This is a genomic window from Enterococcus sp. DIV0712 (genome assembly GCF_050554855.1).
Taxonomy (GTDB): domain Bacteria; phylum Bacillota; class Bacilli; order Lactobacillales; family Enterococcaceae; genus Enterococcus; species Enterococcus faecalis.
In genome coordinates, this window is the sequence record NZ_CP187333.1 from 1,750,060 (window position 1) to 1,771,803 (window position 21,744).

The 21,744-nt window shown below is 37.7% G+C and carries 18 protein-coding genes; 5 read left to right on the forward strand and 13 right to left on the reverse strand.

The features are described 5' to 3' along the window. Nucleotides 1–74: 74 nt before the first annotated feature. From cydC to IGL42_RS08560, 8 genes are all read right to left on the reverse strand, one after another. Nucleotides 75–1,841: a thiol reductant ABC exporter subunit CydC gene (gene cydC, locus IGL42_RS08525; protein WP_002379581.1), complete on the reverse strand. Its 1,767-nt coding sequence runs from the start codon at nt 1,839–1,841 to the stop codon at nt 75–77. Next, nucleotides 1,838–3,571 carry a thiol reductant ABC exporter subunit CydD gene (cydD, locus tag IGL42_RS08530; RefSeq protein ID WP_010710573.1) on the reverse strand — a complete coding sequence of 578 codons (1,734 nt, stop codon included), beginning with the start codon at nt 3,569–3,571 and terminating at the stop codon, nt 1,838–1,840. The genes cydC and cydD overlap by 4 nt, the downstream gene beginning before the upstream one ends. A 4-nt stretch (nt 3,572–3,575) precedes the next feature. Continuing rightward, nucleotides 3,576–4,589, reverse strand: a complete 1,014-nt coding sequence (cydB, locus tag IGL42_RS08535; protein ID WP_002356976.1) for a cytochrome d ubiquinol oxidase subunit II — start codon at nt 4,587–4,589, stop codon at nt 3,576–3,578. Beyond that, complete coding sequence (locus IGL42_RS08540) at nt 4,586–6,004, reverse strand: cytochrome ubiquinol oxidase subunit I (RefSeq protein WP_010707351.1); 1,419 nt, start codon at nt 6,002–6,004, stop codon at nt 4,586–4,588. The genes cydB and IGL42_RS08540 overlap by 4 nt, the downstream gene beginning before the upstream one ends. Before the next feature lie 863 nt (nt 6,005–6,867). Beyond that, the gene (locus tag IGL42_RS08545) at nt 6,868–7,731 is read right to left on the reverse strand and encodes an AraC family transcriptional regulator (protein WP_010710574.1); all 864 of its coding nucleotides are present in this window, start codon (nt 7,729–7,731) and stop codon (nt 6,868–6,870) included. A gap of 84 nt (nt 7,732–7,815) precedes the next feature. After that, nucleotides 7,816–9,897 (reverse strand): DNA topoisomerase III, encoded by a 2,082-nt coding sequence (locus IGL42_RS08550; RefSeq protein WP_010710575.1) that lies wholly within the window; start codon nt 9,895–9,897, stop codon nt 7,816–7,818. 130 nt (nt 9,898–10,027) lie between these two features. After that, on the reverse strand, nt 10,028–10,393 hold the full coding sequence (locus IGL42_RS08555) for a DUF1033 family protein (RefSeq protein WP_002356966.1): 366 nt from the start codon (nt 10,391–10,393) through the stop codon (nt 10,028–10,030). Between the two features lie 97 nt (nt 10,394–10,490). Further along, on the reverse strand, nt 10,491–11,060 hold the full coding sequence (locus IGL42_RS08560) for a TetR/AcrR family transcriptional regulator (RefSeq protein WP_002379584.1): 570 nt from the start codon (nt 11,058–11,060) through the stop codon (nt 10,491–10,493). A 132-nt stretch (nt 11,061–11,192) separates the two neighbouring features. Here IGL42_RS08560 and IGL42_RS08565 point away from each other — a divergent pair, with 132 nt between their 5' ends. Beyond that, entirely contained in the window at nt 11,193–11,708 is a 516-nt protein-coding gene (locus tag IGL42_RS08565) for a YbhB/YbcL family Raf kinase inhibitor-like protein (protein ID WP_002356963.1), read from the forward strand. Between the two features lie 16 nt (nt 11,709–11,724). Continuing rightward, entirely contained in the window at nt 11,725–12,963 is a 1,239-nt protein-coding gene (locus IGL42_RS08570) for a multidrug efflux MFS transporter (protein WP_104842607.1), read from the forward strand. Between the two features lie 179 nt (nt 12,964–13,142). On the opposite strand, the gene mnmA is transcribed toward IGL42_RS08570, so the two are convergent. The 4 genes from mnmA to IGL42_RS08590 form a co-directional block, all read right to left on the reverse strand. Continuing rightward, the gene (gene mnmA, locus IGL42_RS08575) at nt 13,143–14,267 is read right to left on the reverse strand and encodes a tRNA 2-thiouridine(34) synthase MnmA (RefSeq protein ID WP_002362075.1); all 1,125 of its coding nucleotides are present in this window, start codon (nt 14,265–14,267) and stop codon (nt 13,143–13,145) included. A 225-nt stretch (nt 14,268–14,492) separates the two neighbouring features. Then, nucleotides 14,493–14,837, reverse strand: a complete 345-nt coding sequence (locus IGL42_RS08580; protein ID WP_002356959.1) for a DUF1831 domain-containing protein — start codon at nt 14,835–14,837, stop codon at nt 14,493–14,495. Between the two features lie 67 nt (nt 14,838–14,904). Continuing rightward, on the reverse strand, nt 14,905–16,050 hold the full coding sequence (locus tag IGL42_RS08585; protein ID WP_010710576.1) for a cysteine desulfurase family protein: 1,146 nt from the start codon (nt 16,048–16,050) through the stop codon (nt 14,905–14,907). A gap of 156 nt (nt 16,051–16,206) precedes the next feature. Next, a complete protein-coding gene (locus IGL42_RS08590) occupies nt 16,207–17,181 on the reverse strand; it encodes a ribose-phosphate diphosphokinase (protein ID WP_002362076.1) in 975 nt (324 codons plus the stop codon). Nucleotides 17,182–17,393: 212 nt separating this feature from the next. Here IGL42_RS08590 and IGL42_RS08595 point away from each other — a divergent pair, with 212 nt between their 5' ends. The 3 genes from IGL42_RS08595 to IGL42_RS08605 are packed head-to-tail and all read left to right on the forward strand — an operon-like array spanning nt 17,394 to nt 19,922. Continuing rightward, nucleotides 17,394–18,143 carry a metal ABC transporter ATP-binding protein gene (locus tag IGL42_RS08595; RefSeq protein ID WP_010710577.1) on the forward strand — a complete coding sequence of 250 codons (750 nt, stop codon included), beginning with the start codon at nt 17,394–17,396 and terminating at the stop codon, nt 18,141–18,143. Continuing rightward, entirely contained in the window at nt 18,140–19,009 is an 870-nt protein-coding gene (locus IGL42_RS08600) for a metal ABC transporter permease (RefSeq protein ID WP_002364373.1), read from the forward strand. The genes IGL42_RS08595 and IGL42_RS08600 overlap by 4 nt, the downstream gene beginning before the upstream one ends. After that, nucleotides 18,996–19,922 carry a metal ABC transporter substrate-binding protein gene (locus IGL42_RS08605; protein ID WP_002360002.1) on the forward strand — a complete coding sequence of 309 codons (927 nt, stop codon included), beginning with the start codon at nt 18,996–18,998 and terminating at the stop codon, nt 19,920–19,922. Before IGL42_RS08600 ends, IGL42_RS08605 begins: the two co-directional genes overlap by 14 nt. 54 nt (nt 19,923–19,976) lie before the next feature. Here IGL42_RS08605 and IGL42_RS08610 read toward each other — a convergent pair whose 3' ends face one another. Then, nucleotides 19,977–21,515 carry an ABC-F family ATP-binding cassette domain-containing protein gene (locus tag IGL42_RS08610; protein ID WP_002362078.1) on the reverse strand — a complete coding sequence of 513 codons (1,539 nt, stop codon included), beginning with the start codon at nt 21,513–21,515 and terminating at the stop codon, nt 19,977–19,979. Nucleotides 21,516–21,744 lie beyond the last annotated feature (229 nt).

The following is a 21,744-nucleotide window of genomic DNA, read 5'->3' on the forward strand; positions in this document are numbered from 1 at the left end:
TTATGGAAGAATTGCCATTAATTGAAATAGAAAAACGACTGATTGTTTGCTTTAATCAACAACCAGTCGTTTTTTTATTCCTCGAAAGAACTAATGCCACGATCAATTCGGTAAAGTTTTTGATAATGCGCATTGGTTGCAAGTAATTCTTCTGGCGTACCACTCATCTCTAATTGGCCATCTTCAATAAAGATCACTTGATCCATCAAAGTTACGCCTTGCAAATGGTGGGTAATCCAGATGACGGTTTTATCTTTTAATGCCTCAAAAAAGGTTTCCAGCAATTGCTGTTCTGTAATTGGATCTAAACCAGTAGTTGGTTCGTCTAATAACACAATCGGTGTATCTTGCAAAAGAATCCGCGCTAGCGCCAAGCGATGTCGTTCGCCACCAGAAAAACGCAAACCTGCTTCATCCACCATTGTTTGTAAACCTTCTGGTAATTGGGCAACCATTTCTTTTAAGCCAACTTTTTCTAAAACCGCCCAAACTTCTGCTTCGCTTGCTTCTTCTCTACCAATCCGAATATTATTTAAAATGGTTGTTCGAAATAGGTACGGTGCTTGATGCATAACCCCAATATATTCAGTCATCGTCTCACCAAATGCCTCAGTTGGGATATTTCCTAAAAGGATTTCTCCCGAAGTAGGCCGTAAATCACCACGAATGAGCGAAGCCAACGTACTCTTTCCGGAACCACTGCGCCCTAAAATCGCTAATTTTTGTTTTTCAGGAATTGTTAACGATAAGTCATTTAATACCTTTTTCGCTTGATTTTCATATGCAAAAGACAAATGTTCTATCGATAAACTGGTGCCATTTGGCTGAACAGGCGCTTCTGTTGAGTCATCTTCCCCTTCAGGAAGCTCATTAAAACGACGAATGGAATCCTTATAAATCGTTGTTTCCTGTGCTGCAGCAGGTAGCGGAGCAAAAGCATCAATTAACGGAAAAACGGTTAAAACAAAGGCACCAATCCAATTGGCTGCGCCCCCATGATTACCTGGAAACCGCACACTAGTCCAAGCTAAGACAGCAATCGCAATCACGCCAAACAGAAGTTGTAAAACAAAGTCTCGGCCACGGTTAAATTGCTTCATTTTTTCATCTAATGCACGAACGTTTGCTTCATCTGTTTCATAACGAGCAACGAATTCAGAGCCACGTTGACTAAATACCCAATCAGACACACCTAGAATATTGTCGGTTAGTGTTTGATATAACTCATTTTTGGCATATTTATGTTTTTCTTGACGCGCACCATTCACTAGAACTGAAACAAGTGGTAATAGAAAAACAACCACTCCTAACATCAGTAACATGCATAAAGCAAACCACCAAGAAAAGAAACCTAACGCAATCACTAAAAAGATATACAAAATCCAAGCAATAACGGTTGGGAAAATCGTTCGTAAATACAAGTTTTGGATATGATTAATATCCTCTGAAAGCAAACCTAAGATATCCCCAGTGCGATATTTTGTCTTAAAGAAAATCGCATCTTTTTCTAGTACATTATAAAGTTTCAAGCGCAGATCAGAGGTCATTTTTAACACCCAGTTATGACTCGTTAGACGCTCCACATAACGAAAAACAGGACGGCCAATCCCGAATGCTCTTGTTAAAACAATGGGAATATAAATTAATAAAATATTCTCTGGTAAGGAAGCCGCACGACTGATTAAGTAACCAGACGTAAACATTAATGCCCCTGCGCTAAAGAACGTCAAGAAGCCTAAAAGTAAGGCAAAATACAAGGTTTTTTTATAGCGTTTTAAGAAAGGACGAACCCATTGATCGTTTTTCCAAACGTCTTTCGTTGTCGGCTGTTTTTCCATCATTGGCGTCCTCCTCTCATTTGCTTCATTAATTGAACATAGTAGCCATCTTTTTCAATCAACTCTGCTAGCGTTCCTTGTTCCACTAATTGACCTTTTTCCATCACTAAAATGTAATCCATTTCTTCCATCCAATGCAGACGATGTGTCGCAAAAAAGACAAGATGATTGTTCATTAATGGCAACATGCGCTCTTTCATTTCAACTTCTGTTTCAATATCCAAATGCGCTGTCGGCTCATCAAACAGCAAGACGTGGCGTTTTTGATCGACAAAGGCGCGGGCCAACGCTACTCGTTGCGCTTGTCCCCCACTTAACATTCGACCACTTTCCCCAATCAAGGTATGAATTCCTTCGGGAAGGTCTTTAACCAGCTCGTCTAAGCCAACTAACTGAATCGCTTGCTGAATCGCCTCATCTGTTGCTTCAGGTGTATAAAAGCGAATATTGTTTGCCAAAGTATCTTGGAAAATATATGGTGCTTGCGGAATATAAAGGATTTGTTTTTGCCAGTCTTTTTGTAAAAAATGTGGAATCGTTTGGCCATTTATCGCCAATTGACTCGTTTCTTCTGTTGGTAATAAAAAGCCGCTTAATAAATTAATTAACGTTGACTTACCAGAACCACTCGCCCCGATAATTCCAATCTTTTTGCGACCATCAACAGAGAATTGCAACGATTGAATCGCTTCTTGCGTTGCATCTTCATAGGAAAAATTTAACGCTGTGACTGACAACTGACTTTCTTGATGCCAATCATCTAACGTGAGCACACCGGTCTGTTCTGCTTCTGGCAATGCTAATACCGCTTGGATCGCTTGAAAAGAGTTTTTTCCATCTAAGGTTGCGTGATAATCACTTGAAAAATCACGAATCGGTAAAAAGAACTCAGGTGCTAAAATTAAAGTAACCAAGGCAGGAAATAATAAAATCGTGCCGTTTAATAAACTTAATCCAAGGAAAACTGCCACAACAGCTACCGATAATGTCGTAAAAAAGTCTAACGCAAAGGTTGATAAAATAGCAATTTTCAATGTACTCATGGTCGCTTTTCTGAATCGTTCACTTGTATGGTAAATACTTCCAGCATATTTTTTGCTCAACCCAAACAGTTTCAGCGTGTCAATTCCTCGCAAGGAATCAATAAAATGATTGGAAAGCATTTGAAACGCCGCATATTGCTTGTCCGCTTTACTTTGTGCTGCATAACCTAACACAATCATAAAAATAATAATAATCGGAAAAACAATCAGCAATGTTACGCCTGAACGAATATCTTGTGTAAAAACAAAGGCCAAAATAATCCAAGGAATAATCATCATATTCATCATTTTTGTCAAAATCAATTGTAAATAATTTTCGGTTTGACTGATGCCTTCTAAAGCCATGGTAACCATATTTCCAGTCCCATTTTTTTGAACAACATTTGGCCCCAAACGGAAAATTTTGGTTAATAATTGTTCGCGTAATTCTTTCGAGCGTTCATAACTAAATGTATCGAGCATTCTCTCACGAAAATACGTAATAACATGTCGACCAAGATAAAAAATAAAAAAGAGTAAAATACTCTGTAGTTGTTGGTTAAGATGCCCGCCACTCCAAAGGCCGACAATGGCTTTTGAAAGAAAAAAAGCTTGCCCAATTATAAAGACTGCTTGCAGGAAAGAAAAACCTGCAAGCAAGACAAGAATTTTTTTGATTTTAGGCATCTGTAAGATGTCTTTATCAATCATAGATTTAATACCCCTCTGGTACGGCTGTCTGTGAAATACGTTTTCTGAAAATATAATAGGACCAAGCAGTATAAGCTAACACGAATGGTAAAATGCTTAAAGAAATCCACGTCATAATTTTTAGTGTATATGGTGTGCTTGTTGCATCTTTAATCAACAAATCAAAACCTTCACTACCAATCATAACACGTGGGAACAAGCCACTGAACAAGAGAGCAACTAGTACAACTAATGTTAAACCACTCGCTAGAAAAGCTAACATCTCTTTGCGTTTAAACACCCCAACATTAGCAATGACCGTTAAGACCACAATTGCTAACGTTAAAATTAAAGTGACCGCAAAGTTCTTTTCATAAAAGTCCGTTTTGAAGTACATCAACACTGCAAAAACAACTAAACCGACATATAAAACGCCGTATAAGATTTCTGCATAATTTCGAGCACGTTCACGAATTGGGCCTTCTGTTTTTAAAGCAATATAGTTCATGCCGTGTAAGTAGCAAAGTAATGTTAAGGCTACTCCACCAACAATTGAAAACAGATTAAAATAATCCGTAAATTGCGCATGCATATTGCCGTTTGCATCTAAAGGCATCCCTTGGACTAAGCTGATAAACAAAATACCAAAGAAGAACGGTACAAGGAAACTACCAATTGATAGTGTCCAGTTCCACATCCGACGACGTTTACCTTCCGGCATGTTATGGCGGAATTCAAAGGAAACTCCGCGAATAATTAAGCCAAATAAAATCGTAAATAGAATTAAATAGTAGCCACTAAATAATGAAGCATACCAATATGGGAAAGAGGCAAACATTGCGCCGCCCGCTGTTAATAGCCAAACTTCGTTTCCGTCCCAGACAGGTCCAATTGTTGCAACGACTTGATCTTTTTCGTCGTCATTGTGTGCCAACGTTTGAACGGCCATTCCAACACCAAAGTCAAATCCTTCTAAGAAGAAGAAACCTGAGAACAAGACGCCGATAAGGACAAACCATAATAATTGTAGTGTACTCATTCGCCAAATACCCCCTTATCAAATGGATCCAACGCTGGTTCATTTTCTTTCGCTAATTTTTTCGCTTCATAGTCTGGTCCTTTACGTAATTCTAAAATAACCAAGTAAACCATGACACTACCTAAACCAGCAAATAATAAGAAATAAATGACATTTGACGTAATTAATGAAGCAACCGATACATTTGGTGAAACACTTTGTTCAATCGTAAATAATCCATAGACAGTCCACGGATAACGACCTAATTCAGTGACTAACCAACCTGTTGTATTGGCAAGGAATGGTGCGAATGTACATAAAGCAACAACCCACAGCATCCATTTCTTCTCGTACAGAGATGGTTTTTTCTTCCTTGTAAAGAATAGTCCTAAGGCAGCAACCAATAACATTAAGGCACCAAAACCAGCCATGATACGGAAGCTCCAGAATAAAGTGTTAACTGGTGGATAATAATTTTTATCATCCCCATATTTTTCTACCAAGCGCTTGTTGACTGTATCCATCCCATCAACCGAACCTGATAATTTGTTATACGATAAAATACTTAGCATATACGGAATATCGATACCAAAAACTTGTTTATGTTCCCGTTCATCTGCCCAAGCAATCAATGTCCAAGCAGCAGGATCATCAGAGTCTTCATAGGCCCCCTCCATCGCCGCAAATTTCATTGGTTGTCCTTCAATTAGAGCTTTCATTTGCAAGTCGCCAGCTAATAAAACGCCGATTGAACCGAACAAAGTAACCCATAAGCCAATGCGCATAGATGCTTTGTGGAATGAAATATCCCGTTTTTTCAACAATTGGAAAGCAGCCATACCAGCTACTGCCATGCCGCCCAATGTAAAGGCGCCCATGATAACGTGTGAAAATTCATACCAAACTTTTGGATTGCTGATGACAGCTACAAAGTCCACCATTTCAGCACGGCCATTATTGATGACATAACCTACTGGATGTTGCATAAAACTATTGGCAACTAAAATCCAGAAAGCAGACATCATTGAACCGAATACGACTAACCAGATAAAGGTTACGTGAACTTTTGGATTCATTTTATCCCAAGTAAAGATCCACAAACCTAAGAATGTTGACTCTAAGAAGAAAGCTAAGAGCGCTTCTACCGCCAACGGTGCCCCAAAAATATCTCCGACGAATCGAGAATAGTCAGACCAGTTCATCCCAAACTGAAATTCTTGAATAATCCCGGTTACAACCCCAACAGCGAAGCTTAATAGGAATATATTTCCCCAAAACTTGGCCATTTTACGATAACGTTCCTCTTTTTTCACAACGTACATTGTTTCCATAATTGCTACAACAAGTGCTAATCCTATTGAAAACGGTACGAAGAAAAAGTGGAAAACTGTTGTCATCGCAAATTGGATTCTCGCCAATGTTACAATATCAAACATATTATTTCCTCCCTGATTTGCCTCCACACAAAGAAACAAGCTTACCTGAATTGTTCATTTCCATTAGCGATGACTCCTTTTATCTACGAAACTAAAAGAAAATTCAAGTGAACTTTTCCAAAAAGTGTGAAAATGCATGTAATATAGAATAATTCCAATCTAAGTATACAACTTTCTGAGGCAGAAACCAAACAATACAGAAGCATTTCTCACAATTTTTTTAGGTGCTACCAAGATTTCTTCCCGTTCTTCTATCAATAAAAAAAGCCCTTCCTAAAAAAAGGAAGAACTAATCTCAATCTATCAACATTTTGACTTATCACTTGATTAGTTTTCGAAAATTGAAGCAGCTCGTCTTTGATGATAAAAATTCTAATCTTGTGATGAAAATTACGGATTGCTTGAGGTGATAGTTTGTTTTTTAACAACATGGCTCTAAAACAGGGGAGAAAAAGCCAAATCAAAAAAGTTTGTTTTGGTACCATTCTAAACAACATGACTCTAAAACTATAACGTAAATCACAGTCTTTTGTAAGTCGTTTTGGTACCATTCTAAACAACATGACTCTAAAACGAAACCTTTTTTTGCGTTTGATATTTCTGTGTTTTGGTACCATTCTAAACAACATGACTCTAAAACATTGAATCTGGCCAGCTGGCGCTAATTGTTGTTTTGGTACCATTCTAAACAACATGACTCTAAAACCTCGGAGAATTATTTTTTCTCCATGATTCCGTAGTCGCATCACTTATCCATAGCTAGATTTCAGTTTAGAAGGTCTAATTTTTTTCTTCACGTTTATTATACCAAACTTTTTCCTTCTTGGCGGAAAAACCCACCATTTTTCAATGGTGGGTTTTCTTTATTTAGTAGCTGTAACAGCGAGCCAGATTTCACTATACTTAGCTTCTGCTGGTCCTTGATATTGCGTAAACGAAATTTCTGGTGCTGCAACGACTTGGTAACCAGATGAAGGCAACCATTCAGAGAATATCCTTGCCCAGGTTTCTTGTAAAGTTTGTGGGAAAGGACCTTCATTTGGAAAAACCGCCCATGTATGAGCAGGTACGCTTAGTTGCTCCAAATCTTCATAGGTATTTTCTTGCAAAGTGGCAAAGCCAATCATGTGTGTCATTTCTCCACCCTCTGTTGTTCGTCCCTCTTGAAAGTCAAAAGAAGCATTTACTACTTGATGAGGATATACATCATCAAATGTATGCATTTCCGCTCGTTGTTGTGGTGTAATGCGCTGTGCTAATTCCATGATTGCTTGATTTTCCCCTTGATACTGCAAGGGAACCTTCTGACTAACTCCGACTATTTGAAACGCTGGTTTTTCAATCAATTTAACATCCATTGATTGTCCTCCTTTAATATCAATATAGAAAGAGAATTTAGGGAACGTTTTTTGGATTTGTGTTTTCATTACTTCAGAAGGGGCTTGTCCTGTCCAATCGCGAAAAGCTCTTGAGAATCCTTCAATACTTTGATAACCATATTTAAAAGCTACATCTGTCACTTTTTCACCAGCAAGTAATGCTAAATTTGCTTCCGCCAAACGTCTCTTTTTAATATATTCAGCCAGACTCATCCCCGCAATAAACGAAAAAGTTCGTTTAAAATGGTAAACAGAAATCCCTGTCTTTTTTGCCAATTCATCGAAGGATACTTCTTCCGTTAAATGTTCTTCAATATAATCCATTGCTTGATTTAAATTTGCGAGCATCCGTGTCCCTCTCTTTCTATTTGAAAGTTTACTAAAGACCAACAAGGATGACTTGATTATTTAGAACCAACATTCGTCAAGTCGCTACTCTTGATTCATAGCGGCTTTTAAGGCCTGCGCTAAAGCACTTTCTTCTGGTTCGTCTGGTTGTGAATATTTTTTCATCAAACGACGTTCTTCATGTTTAGTCATTTTTTGTTTTCGTTCTTTTTTATCGGGAATTTTTTCAGTAATCGAACAGAATTTACATTTGAAAGAACGACCATTTTTTCCTTCTATGATGACCATTTTTTTATGGCATTGTGGGCAACGGTGATTGGATACTTTAGGATCTTTTCGCCGACGATAAGAACATTCTTGGTTTGTACAAACGTAAATCTTCCCATCTTTCGTATTTTTTTCCCGTAAGTTTGAGCCACAATCTGGACATTTTTTTTGCGTAATGGAAAAATCTTGATATTTTTTCTCGCTTTGTTTAATTTCACGGACTAATTTTTTCGTATCCTCTTCAATATCCTTTAAGAAAAGTTGACTCTTTTGTTGACCCGAAGCGATTGCTTCGAGCGACTTTTCCCATTTTTCCGTTAGTTCAGGTGTCACAAGTGATGGATTCACCAAGTCTAATAGTTGCTTTCCTTTGGCAGAGACACTTAAACCGCTATTGGTTCGTTCCATCAATTCTGATTTAATCAGTTTTTCAATGATTTCAGCTCGCGTTGCCGGTGTGCCTAAACTGTGTTTCTCCATTTTTCCTAACAACGTTCCTTCGGTTAATGGTTTTGGCGGCGACGTTAATTCTTTGTTAATGGTAAAGTTTGGCGCAACGGTCATGCCTTTTTGCCATTGGACAGTGGATAGCGGCTGTTCGGCTGTTGTTTTCCAGCCAGCAACAACTACTTTATTTTGATGAAAGACAAATGTTTCTTTTCCAAAAGCGACTGTAACTTTTGTTTGTTTGGTTTGATTTGGCTCAGCAAACAAACCTAAGAATCGTTGAACAATCATTTGATAGATTTTTTGTTCATCATTACTTAGCTTTTCATAACGAGGACGTTGTTCAGTTGGAATCAACCCATGGTGATCCGTGACTTTTGCATTTTGGAAAACTTTTTGTTGTTTAACAACGGCCCCATTTTTAAGGTAGCCTTTCACTTCTGGTGAAAAATCAGCAATGGCTTGAAGTCGTTCTTTCATCGTTCCTTTCATATCCGTTGTTAGATATTTGCTGTCAGTTCGAGGATAGGAAACAATTTTATGGGTTTCGTATAAACTTTGTACAAGAGACAACGTTTTCTTTGCAGAAAATTGGAATCGCTGGTTGGCTTCACGCTGGATTTCGGTTAAATCATATGGTAACGGCGCATTTTCTGTTTTAACTTTTTCTTGGATATCGGTAACTAAGCCCTTTTGTTTTGAGAGTTCTTTGACTAATTGTTCTGCTTCCTGCCGTTCTTTTAAAGCGTATGGATTTTTTTGGGTCATCTTTGCTTTTTCTGATTCAACAGTTAACGAGATAGTAAAATAAGTTTGAGGCTTAAATTGTTCAATCGTTTTTTCTTGTTGGCGTACCATTGCTAAAGTGGGTGTTTGAACACGACCTGCGGATAAGTTATCTTGATATTTCACTGTCAAGGCCCGTGTGACGTTTAGCCCAACTAACCAGTCAGCTTTTGCGCGCGCCAAGGCAGAGTAATACAAATTATCGTAGTCTTTCGCTGGGCCAATTTTCTTAAACCCGTCTTTAATGGCTTTGTCTGTTTGAGATGAAATCCATAAGCGTTTGACTGGTTTGTTAAAACGGACATATTCTAAAATCCAGCGGGCCACTAATTCACCTTCACGACCAGCATCGGTGGCAATCACGGCTTCAGAAACATCTTTACGATTGGCTAATTGTTTAATCGCTTTTAATTGATGTCCCGTTTTCGGTAACGGTTTAATCCCTAAATTCTTAGGAATCATCGGTAAAGTTTCCATTTGCCACGTTTGCCATTCTTTGTTTAAATCTTCTGGCATTTTTAGTCCTAAGAGATGGCCTAAAGCCCAGGTGACAATCACGTTGGGTCCTTCATAATAATTCTTATTTTTTTGATTTGCTCCTAAAACGCGGCTTAAATCTTTTGCTACGCTAGGTTTTTCAGCAATAATTAATTGTTTTGCAACCACTAGTTTCGCTCCTTTTTGAGTGCTATCTTTTCGTATTATACCAAATATTAGCTCGATTTTCTCTAAATTCCGAGAATAGAAAAAGAGTTTAAAGAAAATTCCCTGAGGTTTTTCTTTAAACTCATGCGTTTCAAATAACTTTCCGTTTGCAGAATTTTGTTTTGCCAAAATGATTGGATATTGTGGTAAACTCAGCTTTATTTTCAAAAGTAACCGCATGATGATTTTCTAGTAATGCTAAACCGAAGTATTGTTGTAAATCTTCATCGCATTCTTCACACCAGCGTTCTTCCCCATCATTCCAGAAAGCCGTTAAATAGTTAGGCTTTGTGTTGACGTATGTATAATTCTGAGAAAGTTTTTGCCAAACTTCCACATAATATGTCTCTGCATCGGTCAAGTTATCGAAGGTTTTTTCTTGAACAATGTCCTCTTGCCAATCATCAAAAAACCACCAAGGTTCATTGTCGCCATACATTGTAATTACTTGATACATTGAACCGCTCCTTTTTTTGCTACTGTAGGTATCATAGTCACTTTCTGAAAAAGTTGCAAGGATTTGGTTTCGGACTGAGAAATTTTTGAAATTTATTTTATCCTGCCACTTCTAAAGAAACAATAAAATCTTCAATCATGCGACGATAACTTTCTTCCGGCGTGGCTTCTTCGCGTTGAAAATAACCTAAAAAACGTAAGGTAATATAACCATGGATTAAGCTACGTAATTCTCGACTTTTGTGCAGTCGTTCTTCATTATTAAATGGATAAAAAGCTAAAAGTTGTAAGATAATTTGATTGGTTTCATGGATGCCTTCAATTAATTGTTGGTTTTGCGTTTTCGGCACACTGATAAGTAATTCATAGACTGCAGAATTTTCAAAAGCAAATTGTTGGTACGTTTCAGCATATATCCGAATTGCTTCTGCGCCACTCTTACCCACTAAGGCTCTTCGCAATGCATCATTTAATTCTTGAATTAACAAGTCCACTAGAGCATTTTTTACTTCAGCAATATTTTTAAAGTGATTATAGAGTGAAGGATACTTGATGCCTAAATCAACGGCTAAATTTTGAAAGGTTAATTGTTGAACGCCCAATTCTTCCGCTAGGTTGCGGGCACTTTCAAGGATTTTGGCTTTCGTTAAATTCCGTTTTTTTGCCATCTTTCTGACGCCTCCAATTCTTAAATTTTGGACAATTATTAGTTTATCATATCTATTGACTCTTTTTAAACTATAAATTATAGTTTATAATAATAATTTGTAAACATCATTTTTGAAAGAAGGCTGTTTGGCATGCATATTACCAACCGTTCTCATTTGGCCGATCGTTATGGCAAACGAACCAGTGCAGAATTTTTATTACACGAACGTCCTATTTTATCTTTTCCTATTTCTTTAGCGGCCATTCCTAAAGAAGCCCGTTATTTATCCTGGGAATTAATTGATTATGACACGATTCCTCTAATCGGTTTCCCTTTTATTCATTGGTTAGCTGCCAATGTTCCTGTAACCAATGAGATTCCTGAAGACTTTAGTCGAACAGCACTCAAGCCAACCATTCAAGGAAAAAATAGTCTTGCTTCTCCTTTGGGGAAACAGATGATTCCTGCGCTTGCTACTGAAACGTTACCTGAGTTAACCGAACGTTATCTGGGGTTAAGCCCTCGCTCTGGTGTGCACACCTATACGTTATATGTGTACGCTACAAAAAATCCACTAAATTTAAAAGAAGGCTTTTTTGCGAATGAATTGCATCAAGCATTGAATGATCAACTACTCGCCAAAGCCAAATTTGAATTTCTTTACTAGAAAGTGAGGAAATAGAATGTATGAATTAATTAAAAGTAAAATTTTCCGTCCAAGACAACCTTGGGAAAAAAATCTGCTTGTTTTATGGTTTGGCACATTTATGGCTGGTATTGGCTTTAGCTTAGTGATGCCATTCATGCCTCTTTATATCAACACATTAGGTACTTTTACCCACCAACAATTGAATTTTTGGAGCGGAATCACGTTCTCCTCCACTTTTTTAGTCACGACCATTGTTTCACCTTGGTGGGGCCGTTTAGCCGACCGAAAAGGACGCAAGTTAATGTTATTACGCGCTTCATTAGGGATGGCTATCGCCATTAGTTTAATGGGCGCAGTCACAAGTGTTTATCAATTGATTGGCTTACGCTTATTACAAGGTGTTTTTTCTGGTTATATCAGTAATGCGACTGCGTTAGTTGCTACAGGCACACCTAAGGAAAAAAGCGGTCAAGTGCTTGGTACTTTAGCCACTGGTTCTGTTACCGGCACGTTGCTTGGTCCTCTTTTGGGCGGTGTCACTGCTTCTATTTTCGGTTATCGGCCAACCTTTTTCATTACTGGTACGATTTTATTACTCGTTTTTGTTTTGAGTCTCGTCTTTGTCCATGAAGAGTTTGTGCCAATTGAAAAAAATCAAGCCGCATCTGGGAAACAAATTTTAAAAAAACTAGAACATCCCCACGTGATTCTTGGAATGTTTATTACGACATTAATCATTCAAGCTTCCAATAATTCAATTAGTCCCATCATCAGTTTATATATTCAACAATTGTTGGGTGGTCACGGAAATGTCACCTTAATTAGCGGAGTCATTGCTTCTATTCCAGGGATTGCAACGTTAATAGCCGCCCCTCGTTTCGGCCGGTTAGGCGATCGTATTGGCAGTGAACGCATCTTGACAATTGGCTTAATTTTAGCCATTTTCGTTTACCTACCAATGGCCTTTGTTCAAAATGTCTGGCAGCTTGCCATGCTTCGTTTCTTAGTTGGGATTTCCGATGCCTGTTTACTACCAGCTGTTCAAACGTTGATCACTCGTTATTCCCCAAGTGACGCTGCAGGTCGTATTTTCAGTTACAATCAATCTTTCCAAGCGACAGGAAATGTGATTGGTCCTATGATTGGTTCAAGCGTATCTGCCGCTTTCGGTTATCGTGGGGTCTTTATTTCCACTTCTTGTCTGGTTCTCATTAACCTTCTATGGGTTCGTCGAAGCACCGCCGAATTAAAAAAAGAGAAAAATGATGACTAAGTTATACACAGAAAAGTTATCCACAATTTGAATTTTTAATTTTTCTCTTTTTCTTATTTTAAAAAAAATAGGCATATAAAACAAAAAAGAAAAGCGGATATTTACTGGTTTTATAACCAGCATATCCGCTTTTCTTTTGGTTAACTCCATCCTTTTTGTTTCACAACTCGTGAAACTTTTTAGACGTATTGTAGCTCTTTTTCATCTTGGTAGGCGCGATCAATTAAGCCGCCCCCTAAGCATTCCATCCCATCATAAAAAACAACAGCTTGACCTGGAGTGACTGCGCGCGCTGGTTCCTTAAACGTAACGGTTGCTTTTGTGCCATCTTCAGATAAGGAAACATGCACTGGAATATCTGCTTGACGATAACGGAATTTAGCCGTACAGTCAAACTCTTTTGGCATTGGTGTATCAACAGTAAAATGAACCTCACTAGCTTCTAAATGTGTTGCATATAGTTTTTCATGGTGAAATCCTTGTCCCACATATAATGTATTGGTAGTTAAATCTTTCCCAATCACAAACCATGGTTCTTGTGTTTTACCGCCGCCACCAATTCCTAAGCCTTGGCGTTGACCGATAGTATAATACATCAGACCATCATGTTGTCCTTTGATTTCGCCATCTTCTGTCACCATGTTGCCTTTTTTAGCTGGTAAATAATTACTCAAAAATTCTTTGAAATTCTTTTCACCAATAAAACAAACGCCCGTTGAGTCTTTTTTCTTGGCTGTGGCTAATCCAGCACGTTCAGCAATTGCACGAACTTCTGACTTTTCCATGCCACCCAACGGAAACATTGTTTTTGCCAATTGGGCTTGTGATAATTGGCTTAAAAAATAGGTTTGGTCTTTATTATTGTCAATTCCACGTAACATATGCACTACGCCATTTTCATCCGTTTCTACTTGCGCATAGTGGCCAGTTGCAACATAGTCAGCGCCTAGTTGCATAGCATAATCTAGGAATGCTTTAAATTTAATTTCTTTATTACACATGACATCTGGATTTGGTGTCCGTCCTAACCGATATTCTGCTAAAAAATATTCAAACACACGGTCCCAATATTCTTTTTCAAAATTGACCGAATAATACGGAATCCCAATTTGATCCGCTACTTTTGCGACATCTTTATAGTCCTCAGTTGCGGTACAGACACCATTTTCGTCTGTATCGTCCCAATTTTTCATAAAGATCCCAATTACATCATAGCCTTGCTCTTTTAAAAGCAACGCTGTGACAGATGAATCGACACCGCCACTCATGCCTACCACGACACGCGTTTTGCTGTTATCTGCCATTTTATCACCATCATTTCAATTAGATTCTGAAATCATCCACGATTTGAAGGTCGTAACTTTTCAGTGCTTTTCATTATACTATTTTTTTGAAATAAGTAAAGCAAGCCGGGCGTATAATGAGAAAATACTTGGAACAAAGACACAGCCAACAAGCTGTTGCTTTCAAATAAACAGAAAACCTGAAGGAACAAGCTACTTTCACTTGTTTCTTCAGGTTTCTCTAAATTATTCTACTTTCTCTAATACACCACGGCTAATTAAGCCATCCATTAAGAAAAAGTATTTTTCTTTACTCATTTCATGTTGTTCATTCTTGAAAATATTCATTGGTTTTAAACCATTTGCCGTTGTAATGGACATTTTCAACTCTTTTAGATCAGCAGTGATCGTAATTTTCAATTTGAAGCCTTCATTTCTCTGAGGCGTTGGATCTAAGGAACGAATCAATTGAAAGTTCCCTGATTTTGTTTCAGTAAAGCCGTTATCTTTTAATGTATAGCGTTTTGCACTAGGATGTACTTTGTAAAAAACTGTTGAGCCTTCAACAGCAGCCGTTGTTGTAAATGCCATGGGTTCCACCTCGTTATTTTCATTGTTATCTTCATTATAGCGAAAACCTGTAGCTGCCGCAATCAGATTATTTTTTCAATTGTTGAATCACTGCAACTAGTACTTCAGAAAAAGTCGCAATTTCTTCTGGTGTGTTCCCGTAGCCAAAACTAATCCGGATTGATTCTTTAATAGCTGAGGAATTTTCTCCATACATCGCTGTCAACACGTGCGAAGGATCCACAGTTCCCGCTGTACAAGCCGAGCCTGTTGAAATCGCAATACCTCTTAAGTCCAAATGCATTAAGAGCAAATCACTGGGAATTCCTTTTAAATGAAGATTTAAGACATGCGCTAAACGATTCGTTGGTTCACCATTAATTGAAAAATCAATATTGGCTTCTTCTAACGCTTTTAAAATAATCGTTTGAAAACTTTGATAGGCTGTTTTTCTTGCTTGCTTTTCTGCAGAAGTTAGTAATGAAACGGCAGTACCCATGCCAATAATTCCAGCTAAGTTTTCCGTGCCCGCACGTCGTTTTTCTTCTTGTTCCCCACCATGTAAAAGAGGTGGTAATTGGATTGCATCGCTTTTAAATAAAAAACCTACGCCTTTTGGACCATTGATTTTATGAGCGGAAATACTTAATAAGTCGATCCCTAATTCATGAGGTAAAATGACTTCACTTCCATAAGCTTGGACGGCATCTGTATGAAAAATCGCCGAATGATTTTTAAGAATTGCACCAACTTCAGCAATCGGTAATCGATTTCCAATTTCATTATTGCCATACATAATTGAAACCAAGATCGTTTCTTCGCGTAAAGACTTTTTGAATTGATCCATTGAAATCTGACCATTTTCATTCACAGGCAAGTAAGTCACTTCAAAGTCTAACGTTTCTAAGTATTCCATCGTTCGTAACACAGCGGGATGTTCAATTGCCGTAGTAATAATATGTTTTCCTTCCTTTTGACGAGAAAAAGCAACTGCCAAGATGGCTGTGTTATCCCCTTCTGTGCCACCACTATTAAAAATAATTTCGTGGGGTTTGGCTTGTAAGCTCTCGGCAATCGTTTGACGCACTTCTTCCAGAAGACCGTGTGCCTTTCGTCCAAACTGATGAATACTTGATGGATTGCCAAAAGTCGTTTGCATATTTTCAGTCATCGCTTGAATGACCGTTGGATGAAGCGGTGTTGTTGCCGCATGATCTAAATAAATGGGTTCCAAATGACTCGTCCCTTTCCTTATGTTCTGGCGTTATTCTAGCATAAAAAGCTTAAAACACAAAATCAGAATACTTTCTCTTCTATTTATAAAAGAGATAAGAAAAATAGGCCCAACACTATTAAAGTTGTTAGACCTATTTCTAGTTTAAGGAATCACTTATTCTCCTTTTGGTTCTAAACGGAATAATGGACTCATTGGTTTATTTTCATGAATACGAAGTAACGCTTCCCCCATTAACTCAGCGCAAGAAATAATATTCAAGGTTGCTGGTTGGCGGTCTGCTGTCGTATAAACAGAGTCAGTAATACTAATTTCCTTAATTGGCGCATTTTCTAAGGTTGCTTTTGCGCCTTCTGATAACAAACCATGCGAGGCGCAAGCATACACTTCTTGCGCACCATTTTTCATTAAAACTTCCGCCGCTGTGGCTAACGTTTGACCAGTATTCAAAATGTCATCAACAAGAATACATTTTTTCCCAGCGACATTCCCAATAACGTAACCTTCTTGGCGCACCCCATCAATCTCTTCATGGTCTACAATTGCTAAGGTCGCATCTAAGTACTCCGATAAACTACGTGCGCGTTGAACGCCACTGTTTTTAGGCGAAACAATCACAATTTCTTCCCCTACTAATGCTTGTTGACGATAATAATGAGCGAACAAAGGCATTGTAAATAAATTATCTACTGGGATATCAAAAAATCCTTGGACTTGAACAGTATGCAAGTCTAATGTTAACAAACGTGTTGCGCCTGCCTCTACTAACATATTAGCAACTAATTTCGCAGTAATGGGTTCTCTTGGTTTCGCCGTGCGGTCTTGGCGAGCATAACCATAGTAAGGCAAAATAACATTAATTGTTTTTGCGCTAGCACGTTTTAATGCATCAATTAAAATAAGCAATTCCATCAAATGATCATTTACAGGGGCATTCGTTGCTTGGATGATGTAGACATGATCGCCACGAATACTTTCTTCAATATTAATTTGAATTTCGCCATCACTAAATTGGCGCACGGTGCTTTTTCCTAATTCTGTTCCTACTGATGCTGCGATTTTTTCAGCAAGTGGTCGATTTGCATTTAAACTGAAGATGCGTAAGGTGTCATCTTGATAGTTTTCGGTCATGATATCCTCCGTCAATATAAAATAATAGTCGTTTTCATTCATATTCTACCATTTTTTGTCATAAAAATCATGGGATCCTCCTTAATTTATTGAAAGAAACGGTTTTCTTTGTGAAAAAAGCGCTTGTATTTAGGCGTGCCTAAAAATTATTTGCATTTTCTTAAACTATCCCTTATACTGATTTTAAGGCAAACCTAAAAAGGAGGAATTTCATGAGAAAAAGCTTTAACTTAGCTGTTCAAGCGTTAACCGTTCAATATCAAGGACGGACCGCTTTAAATAATATCCACGTTACTATTCCCTCCGGTAAAATTACTGGAATTATCGGACCAAATGGTGCTGGAAAGTCAACATTTATTAAAGGGTTATTAGGCTTGATTAAAACAAAGGAACGTGATGTTTTGTTAAATAATCAAGCGATTGACCAACAAAAAACAATCATTGCCTATGTAGAACAACGTAGCGCCTTGGATCTTAGTTTCCCAATTAGCGTTTTTGAAACGGTCTTGCTAGGAACCTATCCAAACTTGGGACTATTAAAACGCCCAGGAAAGAAAGAAAAGCAAGCAGCCATGGCTGCATTAAAAATGGTGCAATTAGAAGACTATGCGCAACGCCAGATTGGCGAACTTTCTGGTGGCCAATTACAACGTGTGTTTATCGCCCGTGTTTTGGCCCAAGGTGCTGAGGTGATTTTTTTAGATGAACCTTTCGTCGGCATTGATATGTCTAGTGAAAAAGTGATTATGGATATTCTTAAATCATTAAAAAATCAAGGTAAAATGATTATCATTGTTCACCATGATTTGCACAAAGTGTCCCACTATTTTGATGAATTAATCGTTTTGAAAAACCGGCTAATTGCTGCGGGTCCTGTTGAACAAACATTTACTGCAGAAACGCTCCAAGAAGCATACGGTGATTTGTTAGGTGATTTATTAATACAGGGGGTTGCAAAATGATTGCTGCATTTATTGATGGTTTATTCCGTTATCAATTTTTACAAAATGCCCTTTTGACGTCTATAATTGTCGGACTCATTTCAGGGGTAATTGGTTCATTCATTATTTTACGTGGGATGTCTTTGATGGGTGATGCGATTTCACATGCTGTTTTACCAGGGGTCGCTGTTTCTTATATGTTTGGTTTCAATTATATTTTTGGCGCTTCTATTTTTGGCTTATTAGCTGCATTATCGATCGGCTTTATTACCCAAAAAAGTCCACTAAAAAATGATACTGCCATTGGTGTTGTCTTTAGTTCTTTTTTTGCTTTAGGGATTATTTTTATCTCTTTTGCAAAAAGTTCCACCGATTTATATCATATTCTGTTTGGAAATGTATTAGCGGTCGCAGATACCGATATTTTAATTACTTGTGTCGTCGGTGTGATTGTTTTGATTTTTGTGGCATTGTTTTATAAAGAGTTGCAACTCACTTCTTTTGATCCCACAATGGCTCAGGCCTATGGTTTAAATATTCAATTTTTCCACTATGCATTGATGTTTTTACTAACATTAGTCGCTGTTTCTTCTTTGCAAACCGTCGGAACTATTTTAGTCATTGCCATGCTGATTACGCCAGCGGCAACAGCTTATCTATTAACAAATCACTTACCGACAATGATTGGCTTAGCCTCTACTTTTGGGATTTTAAGTTCAGTGATTGGCCTATTCTTTAGTTATTCTTATAACTTAGCTTCTGGTGCGACGATTGTTTTAACCGCCGCCTTATTCTTTTTATTGGCTTTCTTTTTCTCACCAAAGAAAGGCCTAGTATTTGTAAACCGTGAGAAAGAAATGGAGGAATCAACGAATGAAAAAATTTAGTTTATTTTTTTTAACACTTTTAGCAGGGTTAACGTTAGCTGCTTGCGGGAATCAAGCCGCTGAAAAGAAAGAAAAATTAGCAATTGTGACAACGAACTCGATCTTATCCGATTTAGTGAAAAATGTTGGGGAAGACAAAATTGAGCTGCATAGTATTGTGCCAATTGGGACAGACCCTCACGAATATGAACCGTTACCAGAAGACATTGCGAAAGCTTCTGAAGCGGACATTTTATTCTTTAACGGCTTGAACTTAGAAACAGGCGGAAATGGCTGGTTTAACAAATTAATGAAAACGGCCAAAAAAGTTGAGAATAAAGATTACTTTTCTACAAGCAAAAATGTTACGCCACAATATTTAACAAGTGCCGGTCAAGAACAAACAGAAGATCCACATGCTTGGTTAGACATTGAAAATGGCATTAAATATGTAGAAAACATTCGTGACGTGTTAGTAGAAAAAGATCCAAAAAATAAAGATTTCTATACAGAAAACGCGAAAAATTATACCGAAAAACTTAGCAAACTACATGAGGAAGCCAAAGCTAAATTTGCTGATATTCCTGATGATAAAAAATTATTAGTTACAAGTGAAGGTGCCTTTAAATATTTCTCCAAAGCTTATGATTTAAATGCCGCTTATATTTGGGAAATTAACACAGAAAGTCAAGGAACACCTGAACAAATGACCACGATTATTGATACCATTAAGAAATCAAAAGCACCTGTGTTATTTGTTGAAACCAGTGTCGATAAACGTAGTATGGAACGGGTCTCAAAAGAAGTGAAACGACCAATTTACGATACACTTTTCACAGACTCTCTTGCCAAAGAAGGAACAGAAGGCGATACGTACTACAGCATGATGAACTGGAATTTAACAAAAATCCATGATGGCTTAATGAGTAAATAAATAATAAAGAAGAAAGAACCAAGTTGACTCCCCCTCAACTTGGTTCTTTCTTCTTTATTTAACTAATTCCTCAATATCAATTACTCGATCCACAATTTCCTCATAAAAATCTGCTTCATGGGAAACCAGAAAAACCGTTCCTGGGTAAACGTGAATTGCTTCTTGTAAACTTTTTTTGGCCGCTTCATCAATATGATTGGTTGGCTCATCTAAAAATAACAAATTACTAGTTTGCATCATTAGTTCCGCTAGTTTTACTTTTGTTTGCTCACCACCACTTAACAGGGCTAACGACTGCATTGCTAACTTATCTGGTAAACCTGCTCTAGCCAAATGACTTCTTCGCTCTTTAATCGTTGTATCTGGAAAACGATCTGATAAATAGTCTAGCGGCGTTAACTGCTCATTAGGCCACGCTAAGTCTTGGGTAAAATAAGCAATTTTTGTATTCAGCGGATAATGAAATTCTCCATCTAATGAAGGAATCACTTTCGTCAACGTTTTAATTAATGTTGATTTGCCAATCCCATTGAAACCTTTCAATGCGACTTTTTCACCGACATGAACCATTAAATCTAACGGTTCTAACAAAGGTTCCCGATAGCCGACAACTAACTTCTGGGTCGTTAGTGCTTGCGTTGCAACTAACCCTTGATAAGGAAATTCAATCGCTGGCTTAGTCAAGGAACCTGGCGGAGTCAATCGTTCTAACCGGTCCAATTGTTTTTGTCGACTTTTAGCCATCGTTGCTCGATTTCCAGCTTTGTATTTACGAATATAGGCTTCCATTTTTTCAATTTTTTCTTGTTGGGCCTGATACTGTTTCAAATAGGTTTGTTTATTCTGCTCTTTTTGTGCAAAAGATTTTTCTACATTTCCAGTATATTTGGTTAACTTGCCAAACTCAATGTCTGCGATGCAATTCGTCACTTCATTTAAAAATTGATAATCATGGGAGACTAATAGAAAGCTTCCTTCAAAATTATTCAGATAGCGAACAAGCCATTGAATATGTGTATCATCTAAATAGTTGGTGGGTTCATCTAAAAGTAACACATCAGGGGCCTCTAACAATAATTTTGCTAAAATCACTTTTGAACGTTGACCACCGCTTAGCTCCCCTAACTTTTTATCCAAACCAATTGCTTGTAGTCCTAACCCATTGGCTAAATCCTGAATAATCGTGTCGATTTGGTAAAAATTACTTTCATCTAAGTCTGTTTGTAACTTGCCTGCTTGTTCTAAAAGTTTTTCCGAAGCCGTTTGACTGTATTCTTCATAAAGTTTTGTCAGTTTCGCTTCTTTATCAAAAAGTTCTTGAAAGGCTTGTTTCAAAAAATCAACCATCGTTAGTGATTGTTCTACAGAAACATGCTGATCCAAGTACCCAATCTTGCAATTTTTTTGCCACTGAATCGTTCCTTCGTCTGGCAATACTTCCCCCGTTAAAATTTTAATTAAGGTGGATTTGCCGACACCATTTTGGCCAGTTAAGCCTAAATGATCCCCTTTATTCACTTGCAATGAAGCCTCTTCATACAAGACCTTTTCGCCAAACCGATGCGTTAAATGTTCAATAGTTAAAATACTCATTTTCGTCACTTCTTTCTTGTTAACTGATTATTTTGGGACAACAAAAAAAGAACCACGTCTGCACGTCGTCCATCCTGACAGAAATCCCGACAACCGCTTGTACGTACACTCAAATAAGACTAGCTTTTCTAGTCAAAAAATGTGCTATCAAGCGATGAAGAAATTAATTGCTCGGCTCCACAACAGTGCTTCATCTGTTCTTAAACTATCGGGAGCTACTTTTCTTGTT

Excerpts from the sequence above, each read along its gene's own strand:
- IGL42_RS08590 (WP_002362076.1), bottom strand. The coding sequence starts at position 17,181 with ATGACCGAAAACTATCAAGATGACACCTTACGCATCTTCAGTTTAAAT.
- IGL42_RS08600 (WP_002364373.1), top strand. The coding sequence starts at position 18,140 with ATGATTGCTGCATTTATTGATGGTTTATTCCGTTATCAATTTTTACAA.
- IGL42_RS08565 (WP_002356963.1), top strand. The coding sequence starts at position 11,193 with ATGCATATTACCAACCGTTCTCATTTGGCCGATCGTTATGGCAAACGA.
- IGL42_RS08545 (WP_010710574.1), bottom strand. The coding sequence starts at position 7,731 with ATGCTCGCAAATTTAAATCAAGCAATGGATTATATTGAAGAACATTTA.
- IGL42_RS08605 (WP_002360002.1), top strand. The coding sequence starts at position 18,996 with ATGAAAAAATTTAGTTTATTTTTTTTAACACTTTTAGCAGGGTTAACG.
- cydC (WP_002379581.1), bottom strand. The coding sequence starts at position 1,841 with ATGATGGAAAAACAGCCGACAACGAAAGACGTTTGGAAAAACGATCAA.
- cydD (WP_010710573.1), bottom strand. The coding sequence starts at position 3,571 with ATGATTGATAAAGACATCTTACAGATGCCTAAAATCAAAAAAATTCTT.
- IGL42_RS08610 (WP_002362078.1), bottom strand. The coding sequence starts at position 21,515 with ATGAGTATTTTAACTATTGAACATTTAACGCATCGGTTTGGCGAAAAG.
- cydB (WP_002356976.1), bottom strand. The coding sequence starts at position 4,589 with ATGAGTACACTACAATTATTATGGTTTGTCCTTATCGGCGTCTTGTTC.
- IGL42_RS08555 (WP_002356966.1), bottom strand. The coding sequence starts at position 10,393 with ATGTATCAAGTAATTACAATGTATGGCGACAATGAACCTTGGTGGTTT.
- IGL42_RS08580 (WP_002356959.1), bottom strand. The coding sequence starts at position 14,837 with ATGGCATTTACAACAACGGCTGCTGTTGAAGGCTCAACAGTTTTTTAC.
- mnmA (WP_002362075.1), bottom strand. The coding sequence starts at position 14,267 with ATGGCAGATAACAGCAAAACGCGTGTCGTGGTAGGCATGAGTGGCGGT.
- IGL42_RS08595 (WP_010710577.1), top strand. The coding sequence starts at position 17,394 with ATGAGAAAAAGCTTTAACTTAGCTGTTCAAGCGTTAACCGTTCAATAT.
- IGL42_RS08570 (WP_104842607.1), top strand. The coding sequence starts at position 11,725 with ATGTATGAATTAATTAAAAGTAAAATTTTCCGTCCAAGACAACCTTGG.
- IGL42_RS08540 (WP_010707351.1), bottom strand. The coding sequence starts at position 6,004 with ATGTTTGATATTGTAACATTGGCGAGAATCCAATTTGCGATGACAACA.
- IGL42_RS08560 (WP_002379584.1), bottom strand. The coding sequence starts at position 11,060 with ATGGCAAAAAAACGGAATTTAACGAAAGCCAAAATCCTTGAAAGTGCC.